This is a genomic window from Candidatus Symbiobacter mobilis CR (genome assembly GCF_000477435.1).
Taxonomy (GTDB): Bacteria; Pseudomonadota; Gammaproteobacteria; order Burkholderiales; family Burkholderiaceae_C; genus Rhodoferax; species Rhodoferax mobilis.
In genome coordinates, this window is sequence record NC_022576.1 from 965,785 (window position 1) to 985,328 (window position 19,544).

Here is a 19,544-nt window from a genome sequence, read left to right on the forward strand (position 1 = left end):
TCGTCGTAAAGCCCGTCGTGAAGCTGATTGCTTCAATTTTATTATTTAATTAATACTAAATTAATAAATAATTAGCACTCAATACACTGCACTACCCTGCAATATATTGCAACAAATCAATATAAGCACAATACACTGGCATTTGCACCCCAGTGACAGTCCAGTGACACCCCAGTGACAATCTATTCCATCAATCTCTATTTTGCAGATTCTTGGCAATTTTTTGGTCATTTGCATCCAACCATTCATCAATACACATCAATCATGCTTCTCTCCATGCTTGGGAATCCTAGGCATCTTGGAAACCTCTACTGAGAAGATCACCACTACGAACTCGTACATAGCACAGGAGCACTTATGAAAAAGATCAAAAGAATCGCAGTCTGCACGGGTGGCGGAGACGCCCCCGGCCTGAACGCCGTCATCCAAGCCGTTGCCGTGTCGGCAGCCAACCGTGGTTGGGATTGCTTTGGCATCCGCGAAGGGTTCAACGGCATCTTGTTCCCGGAGCGCTACGACGGCAACGGCGTCATCCGCCTCACGCGCGATCGGGTTCGCGGCATCGGCCATCTGGGCGGAACCATCCTGGGGACGACGAACACCGGCAACCCAATGTCCTTCCCGATGACTACGCCTGACGGCAAAACGTCAGAAATCGACCGTACCGGGGAAATTGCCGCCTATTTCGCTTCGCACGAAATCGACGCACTCATTTCCATTGGCGGCGATGGCTCGCTAACCATCGCCGAACATCTTTGTGAAAAGTACGGCATGTGCGTGATTGGCGTTCCCAAGACGATCGATAACGACTTGGACAAAACCTTTACCACTTTCGGCTTCGATTCCGCAGTGAGCTTCGCCACGGAATGCCTGGACCGATTGCACAGCACGGCACAAAGTCATAACCGCGTGATGGTTGTCGAGGTGATGGGCCGTTATGCAGGGTGGATTGCCTTGCATGCTGGCATTGCCGGTGGCGCCCATGCCATTCTCTTGCCCGAGATTCCCTACGACATCAACAAAGTCGCCAACAAAGTTCGCCAGCGCAGCGCAGAAGGGCGCGACTACTCGATCGTCCTTGTCGCCGAGGCTGCGCACGCCTGCGGCAGCGGCATGGAAATCAAGGCCCCCGCCGAAGTCGGGCACCAGGAACGGCTGGGCGGCGTAGGGGAACATGTTGCCAGGGAGCTGGGAATCCTCACACACAAAGAAGTTCGCTCCGTCGTACTGGGCCACTTGGTGCGCGGAGGCGGTCCGACTGCCTTCGACCGCCTGACCGCCCTGCGCTTCGGCTCCGCCGCCGTCCGTGCGCTTGATCTGGGCATGAACCGAATCATGGTTGCACTGGGCATGTTGGGGGTGGACTACATCCCTCTCTCCGAAGTAGCCGGCCGCATGCGCACCGTTCCCCTGGACTGCGACACCCTGCAAACCGGGCGCGATCTGGGAATCAGCTTCGGCGATTGATTTCCCCCTACTCCCACAGTAACCCCGGAGTGGATTGCCTAGTCCCTCCGGGGTTTTTGTTTCCCCCCCATGCTTTTCGCCACCTGGAACGTCAATTCGCTGCGCGTGCGCCTTCCACAAGTGCTGGACTGGCTGCGTGCAAACCCGGTCGATGTATTGGCGTTGCAAGAAACAAAACTGCCCGACGCGAGCACCAGCACGTTGGCCGACGCGATCGCTGCGGCAGGGTATGCGTCTTCCTTCTTTGGTCAACCGCATTACAACGGGGTGGCTTTGTTCTCGCGCTTGCCAATGCGGGACGTGGTACACAACATTCCCAGCTTCGACGATGACAACGCCCGTGTGATCTCGGCCACCATCGGCCCCTGTACCGCCCCCCTCATCAACCTCAATGATTCGGGCTGCGGGGTTCGCGTGGTGTGCGCGTACTTTCCCAATGGGCAAGAGCCTGCAAGCAGCCAGTTTGCCTACAAGCTCGCGTGGATGAAAGCCCTGCGGCAGTGGCTACAGGACGAGTTGCTTGCCCACCCGGCATTGGTGCTGATGGGAGACTGCAACGTCACCTTCGATGACGACGATGTCTGGGACCCGCAGTCCGCGCAAATCGGCTGCACCGCGCCAGAACGCGATGCCCTGCATGACTTGGTATCGCTGGGGCTGCGCGACGCTTTCCGGCGCTTCGCCCAACCGCCCCACAGCTATTCTTGGTGGGACTACCGAGGCGGCAGTTTCCGCCGCAACCAAGGGATGCGCATCGACCACATCTTGGTCAGCGACGCACTGGCCCCGACGGTCCGCCGCTGCTGGATCGACACCGCCCCCCGCCGCAACGAACGCCCCAGCGACCATGCCCCTGTAGTGGTGGAGCTGGAGCCTGGCGCCCTGCACTGCATCTCGTCGGCTACAGCCCCAATTCCTGCATCTTGCGGGTGATCGTATTGCGGCCGATCCCCAGCTTGTGCGCGGCTTCCATTCTGCGGCCCCTCGTCGATTCCAAGGCCACGGAAAGCAGGCAGGTCTCGAATCGTTCGGTCAGGGAACGCCACAAGTCTGCGCTGCCTTGTTCCAGCAGCCCGGACACATGGGCTGTAAGCGCCTGCTCCCACCCTGCCTGCGCTGGATGCGATGAATGCCCTGCAGAAGCCGGATGCGCCGCGCTGTACGGCGGCACAGCATCCCCAAGTGGCACCGGATCGGCCTGGGCATCGTCTCCCACAGGCTCGATCCCTCCTACGCGGGGCACTACGCCGGTCACGTTGATTTCCGGGGGCAGATCCTTGGGTTCGATCGTCTGCGCCGGGGCCATGACGCTGAGCCAATGGCAGATGTTTTCAAGCTGACGAACGTTGCCAGGGAAATCGAAACTGCATAGCCACGCCAGCGCAGCCTTGGAAATACGCTTGGGATCCACCCCCAACTGCAACGCGCTTTTTTGGAGGAAATGACGGGTCAGGCCGGGGATGTCTTCCCGCCGTTCCCGCAGCGCAGGCAGACGCAGGCGGATGACGTTGAGGCGATGGAACAAGTCCTCGCGAAACACGCCTTCCTTCACCCTTTGTTCGAGGTTCTGGTGCGTTGCGGCAATCACACGCACGTTGGTCGCCATCGCAGCGTGCCCACCCACGCGGTAGAAGTGGCCGTCGGAAAGCACGCGCAACAGCCGCGTTTGCAGCTCGATCGGCATGTCGCCGATTTCGTCGAGAAACAACGTTCCCGCATTCGCCTGCTCAAACCGCCCCCTGCGCATCGTCTGCGCGCCGGTAAAGGCCCCCCGTTCGTGCCCAAATAGTTCGGATTCGAGCAAATCACGGGGAATGGCCGCCATGTTGATCGCGATGAACGGCCCATCCGAACGCGGGGAATGTTTGTGCAGCGCCTTGGCCACCAGTTCCTTGCCCGTACCGGATTCCCCGGTGATCAGCACGGTGACGTTGCTTTGGCTCAACCGCCCAATTGCCCGGAACACATCCTGCATCGCCGGAGCCTGGCCCAGCAGTTCCGGCGCGTGGGTCATGCGCTCTTCGACGACTTCTTCGCGATGGCTTTCCTCGACAGCGCGGCGGATCAGTTCCACGGCTCGCTGCAAGTCAAAGGGCTTGGGCAAATACTCGAAAGCCCCGCCCTGGAACGCAGCGACGGCGCTATCCAGGTCGGAATACGCCGTCATGATGATGACCGGCAGCCCCGGATGCCGGGCCTTGATCCGGTCGAGCAACTCCAGGCCGGACACCCCAGGCATACGGATATCGCTGACCAGCACCTGGGGGTCTCCGCCATGTTCCAGCGCTTCGAATACCTCCTGCGCAGTCGCGAAACTGCGGGTGACCAAGCTTTCCCGGGACAGGGCCTTTTCGAGTACGAAGCGTATCGACTGGTCGTCGTCAACGATCCAAATGGGTTTCATGCGGTGTGCTCCTGCATTCGGGCTGCCTCCGCATCCCCCCACGCCCACTCAAGGCAAGGGTATCAGGATGCGAAAGTCGGTGCATCCCGGAATGCTCTCGAATTCGATAGTGCCGAAGTGCTGCTGGACAAAAGTTTGCGCCAGCGTCAACCCCAGCCCGGATCCCCCTTCCCGCCCCGAAACGAGGGGGTAGAAGATGCGGTCTCGAATGGCTTCCGGAACTCCAGGCCCGTTATCGATCACACGCAATTCCAGTGCCAGGCGATAGCGCTGGCGGCCGATCGTGGTTTGCCGTGCAACGCGGGTTCGAAAAACGATCCGCGCATCGGCGCTGGCCAGACGTTCTTCCAAAGCCAGGCAGGCGTTGCGTGCAATGTTGAGCACCGCCTGAATGAGATGTTCACGGTCGCCACGGAACTCCGGCAGGGACGTGTCGTAATCGCGCACGACGGTCAACCCCCTGGGAAATTCCGCAAGGATCAGCGTGCGAACCCGCTCGCACACCTCATGGATGTTGACATCGCTTACCGTGTGCGGATGCCGGTGCGGAGCCAGCAGCTTGTCGACCAGGGACTGCAAGCGGTCGGCCTCATGGATGATGACTCGCGTGTATTCCTGCAATTCCGGGGACGCCAGCTCCATATCGAGCAACTGCGCAGCGCCCCGAATGCCTCCGAGCGGGTTCTTGACCTCGTGCGCGAGGTTGCGGAACATTTCCCGGTTGGCGCGGGTCTGTTCGGTCAAGCGGTCTTCCCGTTCCTGGCGCGCCTGCATTTCCAACGGCAACATCTCGACGATGACCGTTTCCCGATCAGTTCGGGTCAAGAGCACGTGTACCGGCAAGGAATCCCGTCCAGGGCGGGAGAGCAAGGCATCGAAGCGCAGTGCAGCAAAACCCCCTGCCGCCTGCAACATCGACCGGAGTTGATCGGGATGCGAAAAGCTGTCTGGCAAATGCGCACCCAATATCTGTTTGCGGGAAACGCCCAGCGCATCTTCCAGCGCAGCGTTGGCACAACGCACCGTGCCATCTACCGCCACGACGGCAATCAGCGTGGAAAGCAAGTCGAAGGCGGTACATCCTCCTTCCGCTACTCCGGGCAACGTCGGCCTCGCGGTAGGGTTACGCCCCTGCGACATGGTGGATTTCCGCATGGTGGTTGCCTGGTATTACAGGCCAGGCGCTGTACAACCTCAGCCTAGGCAGTGCCCCAGGCTGCTCGTTCACCGCGATGAGGAACGATCCCCGCCCAGCCGTTCGAGTTCCCGGCGAATGCCGGCAATATCACTGGCGTTTCGCGCCAGGTTGGCTTGGATTTCGGCCACCCGATCCAGGTAGCGTTGGTGGTTGCGCGACTCGTCGCCACGCTTTTCGGGGGTACCGCCGTTGTATTCGCGCTCCAGCTCTTCCTGCCGGGCCATTGCCTTTTTCAGTTCGGTCTGGAGGATGCGGCGTGCATCGGAACCCCGCCCTTCATCCGGCTGCTGGGGCTGCGCGGGCCGCGATTCCATGCCTTGCGCCCCGGAACTGGGTCGCTGCGCACCAGACTGGCCTAAGGCAGGTTCCGCTACCGACGCGATGGGACGGTGAACCCGCGTCCCCTGCACCACAGTGACATTGCCGCTTTCGAGCACCTTGCAGCCCCGCACCTGCGCATCATCGGGGCGGGTGTTGGTGTATTCGTTGCCGCAGCGGTAGATCATCCCTTGGGCATGGGCAACGGCCAACACCAGCCCCCCCATACACAAGACCCCACCAAGAATTTTTGCGTACACCGATGCCTCCAGCTTGCTTGGCCTGCAACCCCCGTCGCAGTGTCGCGGGAAGTTTCCCATAAAAGGACTTGTGCAAAACTACCCCAGCGTCGTGATACCCACTTGCAAACCCTCATGGACTATCTGGGATAAAAAAAAGGACGGCTTGCGCCGTCCCCTTTCCCCCGCACGGAAACGGGGGAACCCTGTCCTGCCGAGGATCAGAGCGAGTAGTACATGTCGAATTCGATGGGGTGCGTAGCCATGCGCAACCGCGTGACTTCGTTCATCTTCAACTCGATGTACGCATCAAGCATCGTGTCAGTGAATACGCCCCCCTTGGTGAGGAAAGCGCGATCCTTGTCGAGGCACTCCAACGCTTGGTCCAGGCTGTGGCACACCGTCGGAATCAGCGCGTTCTCTTCGGGCGGCAGGTGGTACAGATCCTTCGTTGCAGCTTCCCCAGGGTGGATCTTGTTCTCAACCCCGTCGATCCCGGCCATCAGCAACGCGGAAAAGCCCAGGTATGGGTTCATCAGGGGGTCGGGGAAGCGTGCTTCGATCCTGCGCGCCTTGGGGTTGGCGACATAGGGGATGCGAATCGACGCCGAGCGGTTTTTGGCCGAATACGCCAGCTTGACCGGTGCCTCGAACCCGGGAACGAGCCGCTTGTAGCTGTTCGTACCGGGGTTGGTGATGGCATTGAGCGCACGGGCGTGCTTGATGATCCCGCCGATGTAGTAGAGCGCGAAATCGCTCAACCCAGCGTAGCCGTCGCCAGCAAAGAGGTTTTTGCCATCTTTCCAGACGGATTGATGCACGTGCATCCCGCTACCGTTATCCCCGACGATGGGCTTGGGCATGAACGTCGCAGTCTTGCCGTAGGCGTTGGCGACGTTGAGGACGACGTACTTGAGCACCTGCGTCCAGTCTGCACGCTCAACCAGGGTGCTGAACTTCGTGCCGATTTCGTTTTGCCCTGCGCCAGCGACTTCATGGTGGAACACCTCGACGGGAATCCCCAGCGCTTCCAGCACCTGCACCATTTCTGCGCGCATATCCTGCGTGCTGTCTACGGGCGGAACAGGGAAATACCCGCCCTTGACCGAGGGACGGTGCCCCCGGTTCCCGCCTTCGAGCTTGGCGCCGGAGTTCCAGGGCGCTTCGTACTCGTCGATCTTGAAGAAGGTACCGGACATGTCGGTGTCCCAACGGACGCTATCGAAGATGAAGAACTCAGGCTCGGGACCAAAGTAGGCAACGTCCCCGATGCCGGATGCCTTGAGGTACGCCTCGGCACGGCGGGCAATCGAACGGGGATCGCGGTCGTAGGCCTTGCCATCGCTCGGCTCGATCACGTCGCAGCTCATGAACAGCGTGGTCTCTTCGTAAAAAGGGTCGATGTTGGCCGTGTTCGGGTCAGGCATGAGTTGCATGTCCGAGGCCTCGATCCCCTTCCACCCCGCAACGGACGACCCGTCAAAAGCGTGCCCGTGGGTGAACTTGTCTTCGTCGAAATGCGAGATCGGCACGGTGACGTGCTGCTCTTTGCCACGGGTATCGGTAAACCGGAAATCCACGAACTTGACTTCGTGATCCTTCACCATCTTCATGACGTCTGCGACGGTTTTTGCCATCTATGCGCTCCTAGTGCTGTGGTTGAAAAAACCCTGACATGAAGCAGTTTCCATGCCAGAGATCCCTGCTGCAGGCGCTGCGCCACAGCCCATGGCGACCTGCTGCAAGAACCCTTTCGGGTACGAAAGCGACTGTTTTGCACCATGCAGGCAGAGTGCGCAACGATGGCGCAGCGTGCATGGTCAAGAACCAGGATTCCGGCAAACTCGATGCACCGCATACAGGCATAAGCATGGGCAATGCACCAGAATGCATCATTCATGCACCATATTGGTGCATACCGTGGCATCGTATGCCATCGACTGGGGGGCAGTGCATGGAAGATGCACGATGCATTCGTCGGGAATGCCCGCTTGCTGCAAGTACGACAACATCGCAACAAAAGCCGTGGTGACCGCCTCAGGCGCGCCTTTGACACCCAATTCGATGTGGTGCCCCCACTGCGGATGGTCGACGCTGGGTAGGCTGAATACTTTGACACCTGGAAACTCGCGCTCGATGCGATCCATCCACCCCGCCAAAGCCGCTTCCATGCCCCCACGCACGATGACCGAGCGCTCCATCCAATTTCCGACAGCGAAGTGACTGCGGTAGTACTGCTCCAACACCCATTCGGCCATCGGCCAAGCCATGACGGGGAAACCGGGAAGGAAATGCACATCCCCTACGCTGAACCCAGGAATCCTGTTGTACGGATTGGGAATGGGATGCGCCCCTTGAGGCCATGCCGCCATCTCCAGCCGTCGCCGGTTTTCCTCGGCATTGAGGTCGGCAGGCCACTTGCCAGCCTGCGCCATTTCCGCAATGCGCCCGGCAATCAGGGCACAGGCTTCAGGATGCGGAGCCAGGGGCACACCGAGTGCCCGCGCCGCACACGTCCGCGTATGGTCATCCGGGGTGGCGCCGATGCCGCCGGTGCAAAAAACGATATCCCCGGTTCCCATCACCCTTTCCAACGCCTGGGTGATGCGCAGAGGGTCATCGCCGAGCACCAGGGAATAGGACAGCCGTAGCCCCCGTGCGCGCAGCAGTTCGACAAAGTGACCAAAGTGCCGATCCTGCCGCTTTCCGCAGAGGATTTCGTCACCGATGACGATCAGCCCGACATCGGCGCCGGGCAACGCACGGGGCAGGATAGGCGACATGCTCACGCTGCCCCCTGCGCTGCCCGCACAGCCATGGCAGGCTCACCGCTGCGTTCTTGCCGCAGCGCTTCCAGCGCGGAAAGGCCGAAATGGGCAAACCACAACGAAGACAAAGCGAAGACGAAGGTGTAGAGCCAAATCGCCACCGGAACGACCACGATGATCGTCGCCAGCAATGCGCCGGAAGCCCACAGTACCCCAGGAACTGCGCCCAAATAGCCAACGATCAGGCCGATCGATAGCAGTTCGAGCCGGTGTCTGCGAAACAGTTCCGTGCGCTCTTCCCGGCTGGCGTGGATACCCAGCGCATCAAAAGCCATCACGCGGTACGTGAGCCAGCCCCAGATCAGCGGAGGCACGAGCAACACCAGCGGAGGCACCAGCCACAAGGGAACAGACAACAACAACGCTAACAAAGCCAGCGCCGTGGAACCGATCGACCAACACACGCTCTGCAGCAACGAACCACCCTTTTTGCGCTCCAAGTGGGGGAATCGCCGTGCAGCGACGAAATCGGTCAGCGAGGAGGTCATCAACAGCGCTACCAGCAACAACGCAAGAACGAGCACAACAATCGACGCAGCAAACATCACCAGCAAGGGCGCAACGACAGACACCAAGCTCACCAGCCCATGCTGCTGCAACCACTCCGATACGGATTGCACCCACGCAGATGCCGTAAGCGCCTCGCTCGCGAGGTCAAGCGCAAAGTCCCAGTACAGCGTAAAAAAACCGACGGCCAGCAACAGCATTAGCGCCAAAGGAACCAGCGAGAGGAACAACACTCTCGGTTGCATGCTGCACAACAGTGCGCGCCAGAAGGAATCGAACAGCCTAGACATTCGCCCCCCTGCACCGCTACCGGCACCCTGCTGCGCCGCCCCGAGGCCAGCACGTTGCCGGGTTTGCACCAATGCGCTTCAGCCTGCACACACCAATCGGGCTGCTTCCCGCGCTACGACGACTTCCTCGTCGGTGGGAACCACCCACACTTCGACTCGGCTGGACGGGGTATGCAGCGCAGTCACTGCGCCGCGCGGTACGGACTGGTTGCGCTCCTCGTCGATCTCGATCCCCATCCACGCCAGACCACGCACCACTTCCCTGCGCAGGGCCACGTCGTGTTCGCCGATGCCCCCGCTGAAAGTGAGGACGTCGATCCCCTGGATACAGGCCACCATGGCACCGGCTTCCCGCAGCACGCGGTAGCGGAACATCTCGACGGCCAAGCGGGCCTTGTCGCCCTGGTCGGAACGCAAAAACCGCATGTCCGCCGACGACCCGGACACGCCGAGCAGCCCGCTTTCCTTGTACAGCAGGCGCTGCATCCGGTCGTGATCCCAGCCCTGCTCCATCAGATAGAGCATCACGCCCGCATCAAGCGAACCGGTGCGGGTTCCCATCATCAGACCATCCAGGGCCGAAAAACCCATCGTCGTCGCCCGGCTTTCGCCGCCCACTGCGCCACACAAACTCGCGCCATTGCCCAGATGCGCCATCAACACCTTGCCCTTGGCACGCCCGCTGTACTGTGGCAAGGCGCCCATCACATACTGGTAGGACAGGCCATGAAAGCCATACCGGCGCAGCCCCTGTACATACAAGGATTCCGGCAGGGGGAAGCGGTAGTCGACCTCGGGCAAGGTGGCGTGGAAGGCCGTGTCAAAACACGCCACCTGCGGAACGCCCTCGAAAATGTCGGCAAAGGCGCGAATCCCTTCCAGGTTATGGGGCTGATGCAAAGGGGCCAGCGAAATCAGCACATGAAGGTCGGCCAATACTTTGGCATCGACAACCACGCTCTGCCGGTACTGCGCCCCGCCATGCACGACCCGATGCGCCACGGCGACAGGCGTCGTGTCACCGTCCAGTTCCCCCAACAAATCGCGCAACCCCTGCAATGCCTGGGCAAACACTGGCCCCGGGCCAAATTGCAGATCGCGAGAGGACACCTCCCCACGCCAACGCCACTCCAATTTCGGCGTGCCACCAGGTTCCAGTCCCTCGATGCGACCGCTCAAGGTCTGCGGCAGCACCTGCGAATCCACCAGGGGGAAGAGGGAAAACTTCAGCGAAGAAGACCCCGCATTGACGGCCAGAATGCCCATCGTGTCCCCTTACCAAACGACGCGGGACTGGCCACGACGTGCGTTGTGCGCGACCAGCAGCGACAGCAGCGCAGACGAAACGCGGTTCATCACCCCTTCGGCACGGCTGGTCAAAGCAATAGGAACCCGCGCCCCCAGCACGATGCCGGAACCACTGGCACCGGCCAGGTATTCCAACTGCTTGGCTAGCATGTTTCCGCTGTCGAGATCCGGCACTGCCAGGATGTCCGTCTGCCCGGCGACGTCGGACTTGATCCGCTTGATCTGCGCAGCCTCCGGAGAAATGGCGTTGTCGAAGGCCAGCGGGCCATCAAGCAAACCACCGGTGATCTGCCCCCGGTCGGCCATCTTGCACAACGCAGCCGCGTCAAGGGTCGAAGGCATGTTGGGGTTGACGGTCTCCACCGCAGCCAGCAGGGCAACTTTCGGCGTCTGCACGCCCAGAATGCGCGCAAAGTTGATCGCGTTTTGCACGATGTCGAGCTTGTCGGCCAGCCCCGGGCGGATGTTGAGCGCTGCGTCGGTAATCAGCAAAGGCTTGGAATACATCGGAACGTCGAAGCGGAAGACGTGCGACATCCGCCGCCCCGTGCGCAACCCCGGCTTGGTGACGACGGCATGGAGCAGTTCGTCCGTATGCAGGCTGCCCTTCATCAACATTTCGACGTCGCGATTGATGGCCAATTCGGCCGCAATGTCTGCCGCAGCATGGCTGTGGCTCTGCGCAATGATCTCGACGCCGTGCAGATCGATCCCCGTCTGTTCGGCCACTGCACGAATGCGATCCTCCGGCCCGATGAGCACGGGGATGATCAACCCGCGCATCCCTGCATCAATCGCCCCACGCAAGGAAATCTCGTCACAAGGATGCACTACCGCACAGCGCACGGGGTCCAACCCCTTGCCCAGCGCCAGCAACGCCTGGAAGCGGGCTTGGGGGTCATAGGGTTGACAGTCGGAAGACAGCACCCTGCGTGTCCGCAACTTGTTTTGCGGTGCGAGGACACGGGCGGTGCCCTCGACGACTTTCACACCAAATTGGTTGTTGACCTGGCACTCCAGCACGACGAGGCGAGTCGTCGCCTCCTTGGAGACCACCGTGGCCGAGACGGTAAGCGTGTCCCCAACCCGGACAGGTTCGATAAAGCGCAAATCCTGCCCCTGGTACAAGGTACCCGTTCCGGGAAATTGGGTTCCGAGCAAAGCGGAAATCAGCATCCCGCTCCACATCCCATGGGCAACGACCCCGCTTTGCAGACTGGCACTGGCGTACTCGGTCTGCGAGGACACAGCTTCCTCACGTGCCGCCCCACCTGCAAGACAGGCAAACTTTTTGATGTCTGCAAGGGTCAGGGTATGCATCAATGATGCACTTTGTCCGACGGAAATTTCTTCAAACGTGAAGTTTTCCGTCCATTCGTTGTCGGTTGGGTGACTCATGGCAAATCCAGGGGATATGGAGGAATTCGGAAATGAAATGAAACAGGAAATTTTACGTGGCACGAACCCCGGGGAGTACTTGGGGACGAGAGACGCAGAAAGACTTAGAACCAATTTCAGTAGGCAGGCGAGCCGAAGCAGTGTGCGTGGCGCCGGAGCGCAGGAACCGGAATGTACTGACAGTACATGAGGATTCCGAGCACCGCCGCCACGTGCAATGCGATGGCGCAGCCCCTACTGGAATAGGTTCTTAGTCGATAGTAGGACTTACGACAAACTGCCCCAGCGTCGTTATACCCACTTGCCGTACTGCTTCCTACTGTCAGCACAGGTATGCCTAGCAAAGACAACTTAGCGTAAGTCCTAAACAAAAAACCCGCCGGGATCGCTCCCAAGCGGGCTGAAAAAGAAAAACGAACTACAACGGGTGACTTCGCTACAGCAATCTTGAAACAACAAACCTTGTGGCACCCGCCGAATCAGGCAGATGCCACGCAGAGGAGTGCTTCGCAGGGGAACGCTCTGTAGCCATCCCGCCCTAGCGCGTTCCGGTAACTTCGACTTCCACGCGGCGGTTTTGAGCGCGACCGTCGCGGGTCTTGTTGTCGGCAACAGGCTTGGTTTCCCCCATGCCTTCCGCCTTGACACGCGCAGCGTCAATGCCCTTGGACACCAAATAATTGCGAACGGCGGCAGCACGACGCTCTGACAACCCTTGGTTGTACGCATCGGTGCCGATGGCGTCGGTATGGCCGACAGCCAAAATGACATCCACGCTCACACCCTTGACCTTCGCAGCGAGATCGTCAAGTTTGGATTTGCCTTCGGCTTTCAGCACGGCTTTGTCGAAGTCGAAGAACGCATCCGCAGAGTACGTCACTTTTTCGGGCATCACTACCGGCGCAGGAGGCGGAGAAGGCGGCGTAACGATGGGGGCGACAAGCTCGGGAGCAGGTTCAGGCTTGGGCGCGGACTGTGGCTTGGCGGCGATCAAGGCACCGTCACAACCTTCTGCGGCAGTGGCAGGAGTCCAGAACGCGTCACGCCAGCAGAGCTCGTTCGTCCCGTTCCTCCAGACCGTTCCGTCGGTGGCACGCCAGTTGTCGATATCCTGGGCCGCAGCCGCCCCCCCCGCCAACGTGGCGCAGGCCAACAGCGTGGCGACTTGATTGAGCTTCTTCATGGTTCTCCTTCAGAAATGAAACCGCAGCCAAGCTGCGAACGTACGGATAAATAGCAGGTGGGGAGAAGTACGAGAAAACATCTCGAAACTACCCCGACGCCCTACACCCTTAGTGCTGAAACGCTCCGATGATTTTGCCACAGACTCCCTGCAGAGCGCATTCCAACTAGTTTCCCCGTGCCAGCAGGACACGTTTCCCGGGTTACAAACCAAGTGCTCGTTGCACGACAACGACATTGCCCCCCTGCTGGATAGAATCTTGGGTTTCCTGGTGCGCAGACCCGCTCGCTCAGCGCGTTCGGGATGCCCTGCACCCTTGACGGGATCGGGACGAGATCAAGCGTATCCGTTGATCTGCCCCCTCCAGGGCATCATGGGCTTCATGACCAACGGCCCACGGCTTTGTAACGAGGCTCTTTCCCGCCGGTCTGCGGTGCAGTGCCAGCCCTAGCGGGATTCCAGCCATGACTGCCTTCGCCAAAGAAACCCTCCCCACCAGTCTCTCCGACGAAATGCGCCGGAGCTACCTGGATTACGCCATGAGCGTGATCATCGGGCGCGCCTTGCCCGATGCGCGCGATGGCCTCAAACCTGTGCATCGGCGTGTGCTCTACGCCATGCACGAGTTGAGCAACGACTGGAATAAGCCTTACAAAAAGTCTGCGCGTATCGTGGGCGATGTCATAGGCAAGTACCACCCGCACGGGGATCAGTCGGTCTACGACACGATCGTGCGTATGGCGCAAGATTTTTCGATGCGCCACATGCTCGTCGACGGCCAGGGCAATTTCGGCTCGGTCGACGGCGACAGCGCAGCGGCGATGCGGTACACCGAAATTCGCCTCGCCAAGATCGCGCACGAATTGTTGGCCGACCTCGACAAGGAAACCGTCGATTTCGGCCCCAATTACGACGGTTCCGAAAGCGAACCACTGGTGTTGCCTACGCGCCTGCCAAACTTGCTGGTCAACGGTTCCGGCGGCATTGCCGTAGGTATGGCGACGAATATTCCACCGCACAATCTCAACGAAGTCATCGATGGCTGCCTCTATAGACTGGAACATCCCGAGGCCATGATTGAGGACCTCATGGAGATCATCCCAGCGCCAGACTTCCCCACTGCGGCGACGATCTGCGGGCTGCATGGCGTTCGCGAAGGCTACCGTACCGGGCGTGGCCGGGTCGTGTTGCGTGCCAAGTGCCACTTCGAAGACATCGACCGTGGCCAGCGCCAATGCATCGTCGTCGACGAATTGCCCTACCAGGTCAACAAGAAAACGCTGCAAGAGCGCATGGCAGAGCTGGTGCATGAGAAAAAGATCGACGGCATCAGCCATATCCAGGATGAATCCGACAAGTCGGGGATGCGGCTCGTCATCGAACTCAAGCGCGGGGAATCGCCCGAAGTCATCCTCAACAACCTCTACAAGCAGACACAGCTCCAGGACACCTTTGGCATGAACATGGTGGCCTTGATCAATGGGCAACCCAAGCTGTGCAACCTGCTCCAGCTCGTCGATGTCTTCCTCGACCATCGCCGCGAAGTCGTCACCCGCCGCACGGTGTACGAGCTGCGCAAGGCCCGGGAGCGTGGTCATCTGCTCGAAGGCTTGGCGGTGGCACTCGCAAACATCGATGACTTCATCGCGATCATCCGCAACGCCCCCACTCCCGCAGTCGCACGCACCGGGCTGATGGAACGCGCATGGCCAAGCAGGCTGGTGCAGGATTTGCTCAACCGCTCCCGCGAAGACGGCACCCCGGTTCGCGCAGACGACTACCGCCCTGCGCAGCTCGATCCCCGTTGTGGCATGGGCGCTGACGGCCTCTACCGGCTTTCGGAAGCGCAGGCGCAGGAAATTTTGCAGATGCGCCTACAACGGCTGACTGGGCTGGAGCAGGAAAAAATCGTTGCTGACTACAAGGAAGTGATCGCCCTGATCGACGATCTGCTCGACATCTTGGCCCGCCCGCAGCGCGTCACGACGATCGTTGCCGATGAGCTGCGCGCCATCCGCGCCGAGTTTGGGCAGACGAAGCTGGGGCTGCGCCGCAGCGTCGTTGAAACGGGGTCGTTCGATCTATCGACCGAAGACTTGATCACCCCGACCGACATGGTCGTTACGCTCAGTCATACCGGCTATATCAAAAGCCAGCCCTTGGCAGAGTACCGTTCCCAGCGCCGGGGCGGCCGCGGCAAGCAGGCCACGACGACGAAAGAGGACGACTGGATCGACCAGCTCTTCATCGCCAACACGCACGACTACATCCTCTGCTTCAGCAACCGTGGGCGGTTGTACTGGATCAAGGTGTGGGAGGTTCCCCAGGGTTCGCGGGGTTCGCGCGGGCGGCCCATCGTCAATATGTTCCCCTTGCAGGAGGGGGAAAAAATTACCGTCGTGCTCCCGCTGACTGCGGAGATGCGCAATTTCCCCGCAGATCGCTACGTGTTCATGGCCACGTCGATGGGAACGGTCAAGAAAACCGCGCTCGACGAATTCCGCAACCCGCGCAAGGCGGGGATCATCGCCGTAGACCTCGACGAAGGCGACTACCTGATCGGCGCCGCCTTGACCGACGGGAACCATGACGTGATGCTCTTCAGCGACGGCGGCAAGGCCGTTCGCTTCGACGAAGGCGATGTGCGTCCCCTGGGTCGTACCGCTCGCGGCGTGCGCGGGATGATGCTGGAAGAAGGGCAAAGCGTCATCGCGATGCTCGTCGCCGAAGACGAAAACCAAAGTGTCCTGACCGCCACCCAAAATGGCTATGGCAAGCGAACGAACATCGCCGAGTACACGCGACATGGGCGCGGAACCAAGGGAATGATCGCGATACAGCAATCCGACCGCAACGGCAAGGTCGTCGCGGCCACCCTCGTACACCCAGGCGACGAAATCATGCTCATGACCGACCGTGGGGTCGTCGTGCGTACCCGTGTCAACGAAATTCCAGAGCTAGGCCGCGCCACGCAAGGAGTCACACTCATCGGGCTGGACGAAGGCTCGCAATTGATCGGACTGGAACGCATCGCCGAAAGCGAGAGCTTGTCTGCCACGGCAGAAACTGTGGCAGAAGACGAATCGGGTGGCGATGGGCCGCAGTAATGCATGACCCCCTGTCACTGCCATGACTTTGCGCAACCGCCCTGAATCTGGAAAGTCCAGGCCATTTCCCTCACCCCCAACCCCTCTCCCGCTGCGCGAGGGGAGCTTCGAGAAGTCGCTTCGATGATGTCTAGACCCTACAACTTCTCTGCCGGCCCCGCCGCCATTTCCGAAGAGGTGCTTGCTATTGCCGCAGCAGAGATGCTCGATTGGCACGGCTGCGGAATGAGCGTGATGGAAATGAGCCACCGTGGCAAGGAGTTCGGCCAAATCCATGCCCAGGCACAGGCCGATCTGCGCACGCTGCTGGCCATTCCCGAACACTTCCATTTGCTTTTCATGCAAGGGGGTGCATGGGCGCAGAACGCCATCGTTCCGCTCAACCTCTCTCGTGGTGAGACGGTGGACTTCGTCGTCACCGGCGCATGGAGCCAAAAATCCACCAAGGAAGCGCAGAAATACTGCCGGGCGCACATTGCCGCCAGCAGCGAGGACACCGGGTTCACGACCTTGCCCGCCCCGGCGACTTGGCAGCTCAGCGATCGCCCAGCGTATATCCACCTTTGCAGCAATGAAACGATCCACGGCGTCGAATTCCACGAGCTGCCCGACTTGCGTGCGCTGGGTTGCGATGCCCCGCTGGTGATCGACTTTTCCTCCCATGTCGCTTCACGCCCGGTCGATTGGTCTCGCGTAGGGCTGGCATTTGCCGGGGCGCAAAAAAACCTGGGGCCTGCCGGGTTAACGCTCGTCGTCGTCCGCGAAGACCTCCTCGACCGCGCATTGCCCACCTGCCCCTCTGCGTTCACGTACCAGACCGTCGCGCAACACGGGTCGATGTTCAACACGCCGCCGACCTACGCGATCTACATCGCCTCGCTCGTCTTCCAATGGTTGCTGCGTCTTGGGGGGATCAAGGCAGTTGAGGCACGCAATACCGCCAAAGCCCGCTGTCTCTATGAGGCCATCGACCAGTCTGCGCTGTATACCAACCCGGTCGACCCCGCATGCAGATCGCGGATGAACATTCCTTTTCACCTGCGTGACGCAGAACTGCAAGACGCTTTTCTGGCTGGCGCAAGGGATCGGGGCCTGCTACAGCTCAAAGGCCACAAATCGGTGGGCGGGATGCGCGCAAGCCTGTACAACGCCATGCCGATGGAAGGCGTGTTGGCGCTGGTCGAGTACCTGCGCGACTTCGAACAGACTCATGGCTGACGCAAGGCGTCTCCACCGAGCACAGTACCCACGACGACCCCTGCTGCATCCCCGGAGATTTGCATGCGCCTGACCGAACTCCGCAACCAGATCGACGCCATCGACAGGGATTTGCTTACCCTGCTCAACCGCCGCGCGACGTTGGCGCTCGAAGTCGGCCACCTCAAGCGCGAAACCGGGGCATCCGTGTTCCACCCAGATCGGGAACGACAGGTGCTCGACCGTGTCCAGTCCCACAACACCGGCCCTTTGCCTGCAACGGCCACCGTGACGATCTGGAGGGAAATCATGTCGGCATGCCGTGCCCTCGAAGCTCCGCTGCACGTCGCCTGCCTAGGCCCTACGGGAACGTTCAGCGAAGAGGCAGTCTGGCGCCACTTCGGCCATGGCGTCGCGTTGGTGCATTGCCATGGCATCGACGAGGTATTTCGCGCAACAGTTGCCGGGAGCGCGCAGTTTGGCGTAGTCCCCATCGAAAACTCCACGGAAGGTGTCATCTCGCGCAGCCTGGACTTGCTGCTCCAGTCCCCGCTACATATCGTTGGCGAGACGAATGTGCCTGTCCAGCACAACCTGCTGCGCAGTACCCAGGACTTGGCGGGCATCGACGTGGTTGCAGCGCACGCCCAAGCGCTGGCCCAGTGCCAGAACTGGCTGCAAGCGCATCTGCCCCATGCGGAACGCCACGCCGTATCGAGCAATGCCCAAGGCGCCGCGATGGCCGCGACCCACCCCTCTTGGGCAGCCATCGCCGGGGAACGCGCAGCGATGGAACATGGGCTGCATCTTGTCTGCCGCGCAATCCAGGACGAACCCCACAACCGGACGCGGTTCGCAGTGGTTTGCCTTCCGCAGACGCTGCCCCAGCCGCAAGCTACCGGCAAGGATCGCACCAGCCTCGTCGTCTCCGTACCCAACTGCCCAGGCGCCGTGCATGACCTGCTCGCGCCCCTCAAGCAGCACGGCGTTTCGATGACCCGCTTCGAATCGCGCCCCGCTCGTTCCGGGCAGTGGGAGTACCACTTCTTCCTCGACATTGAGGGCCACCCCGACCAACCCAACGTCCAGGCTGCGCTGGAGGCACTGCAAGCGCTGTGCTCGTTGTACCGGGTGCTGGGCTGCTACCCCGTCGCGGAACCAGCGTAGACACTCGGCAACGAGGCACAACGACACACAACGACCATGTTCGAGCAACTGGGCCTGATTGGCTGCGGGTTGATGGGTGGATCGTTCGCGCTGGCGCTGCGCCGCCGGGGCTTGGTTCGGCGCATCGTGGGGTACAGCCCTAGGCGCCAATCGCTGGAACGTGCGCTGGCGATGGGCGCTATCGACATCGCAGCATCCTCGCCCTTCGACGCTACCTCCGGCGCTGACCTTGTGCTCATCGCCGTTCCTGTATCCGCCACCGCTGCGACATTTGCCGCGATTCGCGACACCCTCACACCCCGCACACTCCTGATGGACGTGGGTTCCACCAAGTGCGACGTGGTTGATGCCGCGCTGCAAACCTTGGGGGAACATCTGGAGTCTTTTGTCCCCGCGCACCCCATCGCGGGCAAGGAATGTGCCGGCATCGAGCACGCCGATGCAGAGCTGTACGCAGGCAGACAGGTGATCCTTACCCCCCTGGAACAGGGACGTACAGACTTGCTGCAAGCCGCCGAGACCTTGTGGACTGCGCTGGGTTCCACTGTGGTGCGCACAACGCCGCAGGAGCACGATGCTGCGTTTGCGGCAGTCAGCCACTTACCGCACTTGGTCGCTTTTGCCGCGATGAATGCCATCCTGGGGCAAACCCATGCAGCGGAATACCTCGCGCTTGCCGGGCCGGGTTTTCGGGACTTCACCCGCATCGCCGCCAGCGACCCCGCAGTCTGGCGCGACATCCTGCTGGCCAACCGCGCCAACGTGTTACAGCAATGCGAGCATTTGCACTCGCAACTGCAAGCCTTCACCACCGCCATGCGTGCAGGCGATGCCCCGGCGCTCGATAGCCTGTTGCACCGCGCCAGCACCGCCCGCGCACGCTGGACGATGACCTCATCCTGACACTGGGCACGGCCTGCATCCCCGGCCTTG

At 60.8% G+C, this 19,544-nt stretch carries 15 protein-coding genes; 6 read left to right on the forward strand and 9 right to left on the reverse strand.

Annotated elements, in window-relative coordinates; translation table 11 throughout:
- Positions 1–357: 357 nt before the first annotated feature.
- Together CENROD_RS03990 and CENROD_RS03995 are read left to right on the forward strand one after the other, a co-directional pair.
- Complete coding sequence (locus CENROD_RS03990) at positions 358–1,467, forward strand: 6-phosphofructokinase (RefSeq protein WP_022771821.1); 1,110 nt, start codon at positions 358–360, stop codon at positions 1,465–1,467.
- A 69-nt stretch (positions 1,468–1,536) separates the two neighbouring features.
- A complete protein-coding gene (locus CENROD_RS03995) occupies positions 1,537–2,400 on the forward strand; it encodes an exodeoxyribonuclease III (RefSeq protein ID WP_022771822.1) in 864 nt (287 codons plus the stop codon).
- Here CENROD_RS03995 and ntrC read toward each other — a convergent pair.
- The 9 genes from ntrC to ompA form a co-directional block, all read right to left on the reverse strand.
- Positions 2,369–3,871, reverse strand: a complete 1,503-nt coding sequence (gene ntrC, locus CENROD_RS04000; protein WP_022771823.1) for a nitrogen regulation protein NR(I) — start codon at positions 3,869–3,871, stop codon at positions 2,369–2,371. The genes CENROD_RS03995 and ntrC overlap by 32 nt on opposite strands.
- Before the next feature lie 48 nt (positions 3,872–3,919).
- Entirely contained in the window at positions 3,920–5,026 is a 1,107-nt protein-coding gene (glnL, locus tag CENROD_RS04005) for a nitrogen regulation protein NR(II) (RefSeq protein WP_081699814.1), read from the reverse strand.
- Between the two features lie 69 nt (positions 5,027–5,095).
- Positions 5,096–5,614: a hypothetical protein gene (locus tag CENROD_RS04010; RefSeq protein WP_041193253.1), complete on the reverse strand. Its 519-nt coding sequence runs from the start codon at positions 5,612–5,614 to the stop codon at positions 5,096–5,098.
- A gap of 233 nt (positions 5,615–5,847) precedes the next feature.
- A complete protein-coding gene (gene glnA / locus CENROD_RS04015) occupies positions 5,848–7,263 on the reverse strand; it encodes a type I glutamate--ammonia ligase (protein ID WP_022771827.1) in 1,416 nt (471 codons plus the stop codon).
- Positions 7,264–7,518: 255 nt separating this feature from the next.
- Positions 7,519–8,409 carry a competence/damage-inducible protein A gene (locus tag CENROD_RS04020; RefSeq protein ID WP_022771828.1) on the reverse strand — a complete coding sequence of 297 codons (891 nt, stop codon included), beginning with the start codon at positions 8,407–8,409 and terminating at the stop codon, positions 7,519–7,521.
- Between the two features lie 2 nt (positions 8,410–8,411).
- A complete protein-coding gene (locus tag CENROD_RS04025) occupies positions 8,412–9,251 on the reverse strand; it encodes an EI24 domain-containing protein (protein WP_022771829.1) in 840 nt (279 codons plus the stop codon).
- Positions 9,252–9,329: 78 nt separating this feature from the next.
- Complete coding sequence (locus CENROD_RS04030) at positions 9,330–10,517, reverse strand: acetate/propionate family kinase (RefSeq protein ID WP_022771830.1); 1,188 nt, start codon at positions 10,515–10,517, stop codon at positions 9,330–9,332.
- Between the two features lie 9 nt (positions 10,518–10,526).
- Positions 10,527–11,957 (reverse strand): bifunctional enoyl-CoA hydratase/phosphate acetyltransferase, encoded by a 1,431-nt coding sequence (locus tag CENROD_RS04035; RefSeq protein WP_022771831.1) that lies wholly within the window; start codon positions 11,955–11,957, stop codon positions 10,527–10,529.
- 538 nt (positions 11,958–12,495) lie between these two features.
- Positions 12,496–13,140 (reverse strand): outer membrane protein OmpA, encoded by a 645-nt coding sequence (gene ompA, locus CENROD_RS14480; protein ID WP_022771832.1) that lies wholly within the window; start codon positions 13,138–13,140, stop codon positions 12,496–12,498.
- 464 nt (positions 13,141–13,604) lie between these two features.
- On the opposite strand from ompA, the gene gyrA reads away from it, so the two are divergent.
- From gyrA to CENROD_RS04060, 4 genes are all read left to right on the forward strand, one after another.
- Positions 13,605–16,247, forward strand: coding sequence for a DNA gyrase subunit A (gene gyrA / locus CENROD_RS04045; protein ID WP_022771833.1), 2,643 nt, complete (start codon positions 13,605–13,607; stop codon positions 16,245–16,247).
- Positions 16,248–16,373: 126 nt separating this feature from the next.
- Entirely contained in the window at positions 16,374–17,465 is a 1,092-nt protein-coding gene (gene serC / locus CENROD_RS04050; RefSeq protein ID WP_041194042.1) for a 3-phosphoserine/phosphohydroxythreonine transaminase, read from the forward strand.
- Between the two features lie 63 nt (positions 17,466–17,528).
- On the forward strand, positions 17,529–18,611 hold the full coding sequence (gene pheA, locus CENROD_RS04055; RefSeq protein ID WP_022771835.1) for a prephenate dehydratase: 1,083 nt from the start codon (positions 17,529–17,531) through the stop codon (positions 18,609–18,611).
- Positions 18,612–18,647: 36 nt separating this feature from the next.
- Entirely contained in the window at positions 18,648–19,514 is an 867-nt protein-coding gene (locus tag CENROD_RS04060) for a prephenate dehydrogenase (protein WP_022771836.1), read from the forward strand.
- Positions 19,515–19,544 lie beyond the last annotated feature (30 nt).

Bases quoted from the DNA above. Each gene is read 5' to 3' on its own strand.
- CENROD_RS04025 (WP_022771829.1), bottom strand. From the start codon at position 9,251: ATGTCTAGGCTGTTCGATTCCTTCTGGCGCGCACTGTTGTGCAGCATG.
- CENROD_RS04035 (WP_022771831.1), bottom strand. From the start codon at position 11,957: ATGAGTCACCCAACCGACAACGAATGGACGGAAAACTTCACGTTTGAA.
- CENROD_RS04010 (WP_041193253.1), bottom strand. From the start codon at position 5,614: ATGGGGGGGCTGGTGTTGGCCGTTGCCCATGCCCAAGGGATGATCTAC.
- glnA (WP_022771827.1), bottom strand. From the start codon at position 7,263: ATGGCAAAAACCGTCGCAGACGTCATGAAGATGGTGAAGGATCACGAA.
- CENROD_RS03995 (WP_022771822.1), top strand. From the start codon at position 1,537: ATGCTTTTCGCCACCTGGAACGTCAATTCGCTGCGCGTGCGCCTTCCA.
- glnL (WP_081699814.1), bottom strand. From the start codon at position 5,026: ATGCGGAAATCCACCATGTCGCAGGGGCGTAACCCTACCGCGAGGCCG.
- CENROD_RS04060 (WP_022771836.1), top strand. From the start codon at position 18,648: ATGTTCGAGCAACTGGGCCTGATTGGCTGCGGGTTGATGGGTGGATCG.
- pheA (WP_022771835.1), top strand. From the start codon at position 17,529: ATGCGCCTGACCGAACTCCGCAACCAGATCGACGCCATCGACAGGGAT.
- gyrA (WP_022771833.1), top strand. From the start codon at position 13,605: ATGACTGCCTTCGCCAAAGAAACCCTCCCCACCAGTCTCTCCGACGAA.
- CENROD_RS04020 (WP_022771828.1), bottom strand. From the start codon at position 8,409: ATGTCGCCTATCCTGCCCCGTGCGTTGCCCGGCGCCGATGTCGGGCTG.
- serC (WP_041194042.1), top strand. From the start codon at position 16,374: ATGTCTAGACCCTACAACTTCTCTGCCGGCCCCGCCGCCATTTCCGAA.
- CENROD_RS04030 (WP_022771830.1), bottom strand. From the start codon at position 10,517: ATGGGCATTCTGGCCGTCAATGCGGGGTCTTCTTCGCTGAAGTTTTCC.
- ntrC (WP_022771823.1), bottom strand. From the start codon at position 3,871: ATGAAACCCATTTGGATCGTTGACGACGACCAGTCGATACGCTTCGTA.
- CENROD_RS03990 (WP_022771821.1), top strand. From the start codon at position 358: ATGAAAAAGATCAAAAGAATCGCAGTCTGCACGGGTGGCGGAGACGCC.
- ompA (WP_022771832.1), bottom strand. From the start codon at position 13,140: ATGAAGAAGCTCAATCAAGTCGCCACGCTGTTGGCCTGCGCCACGTTG.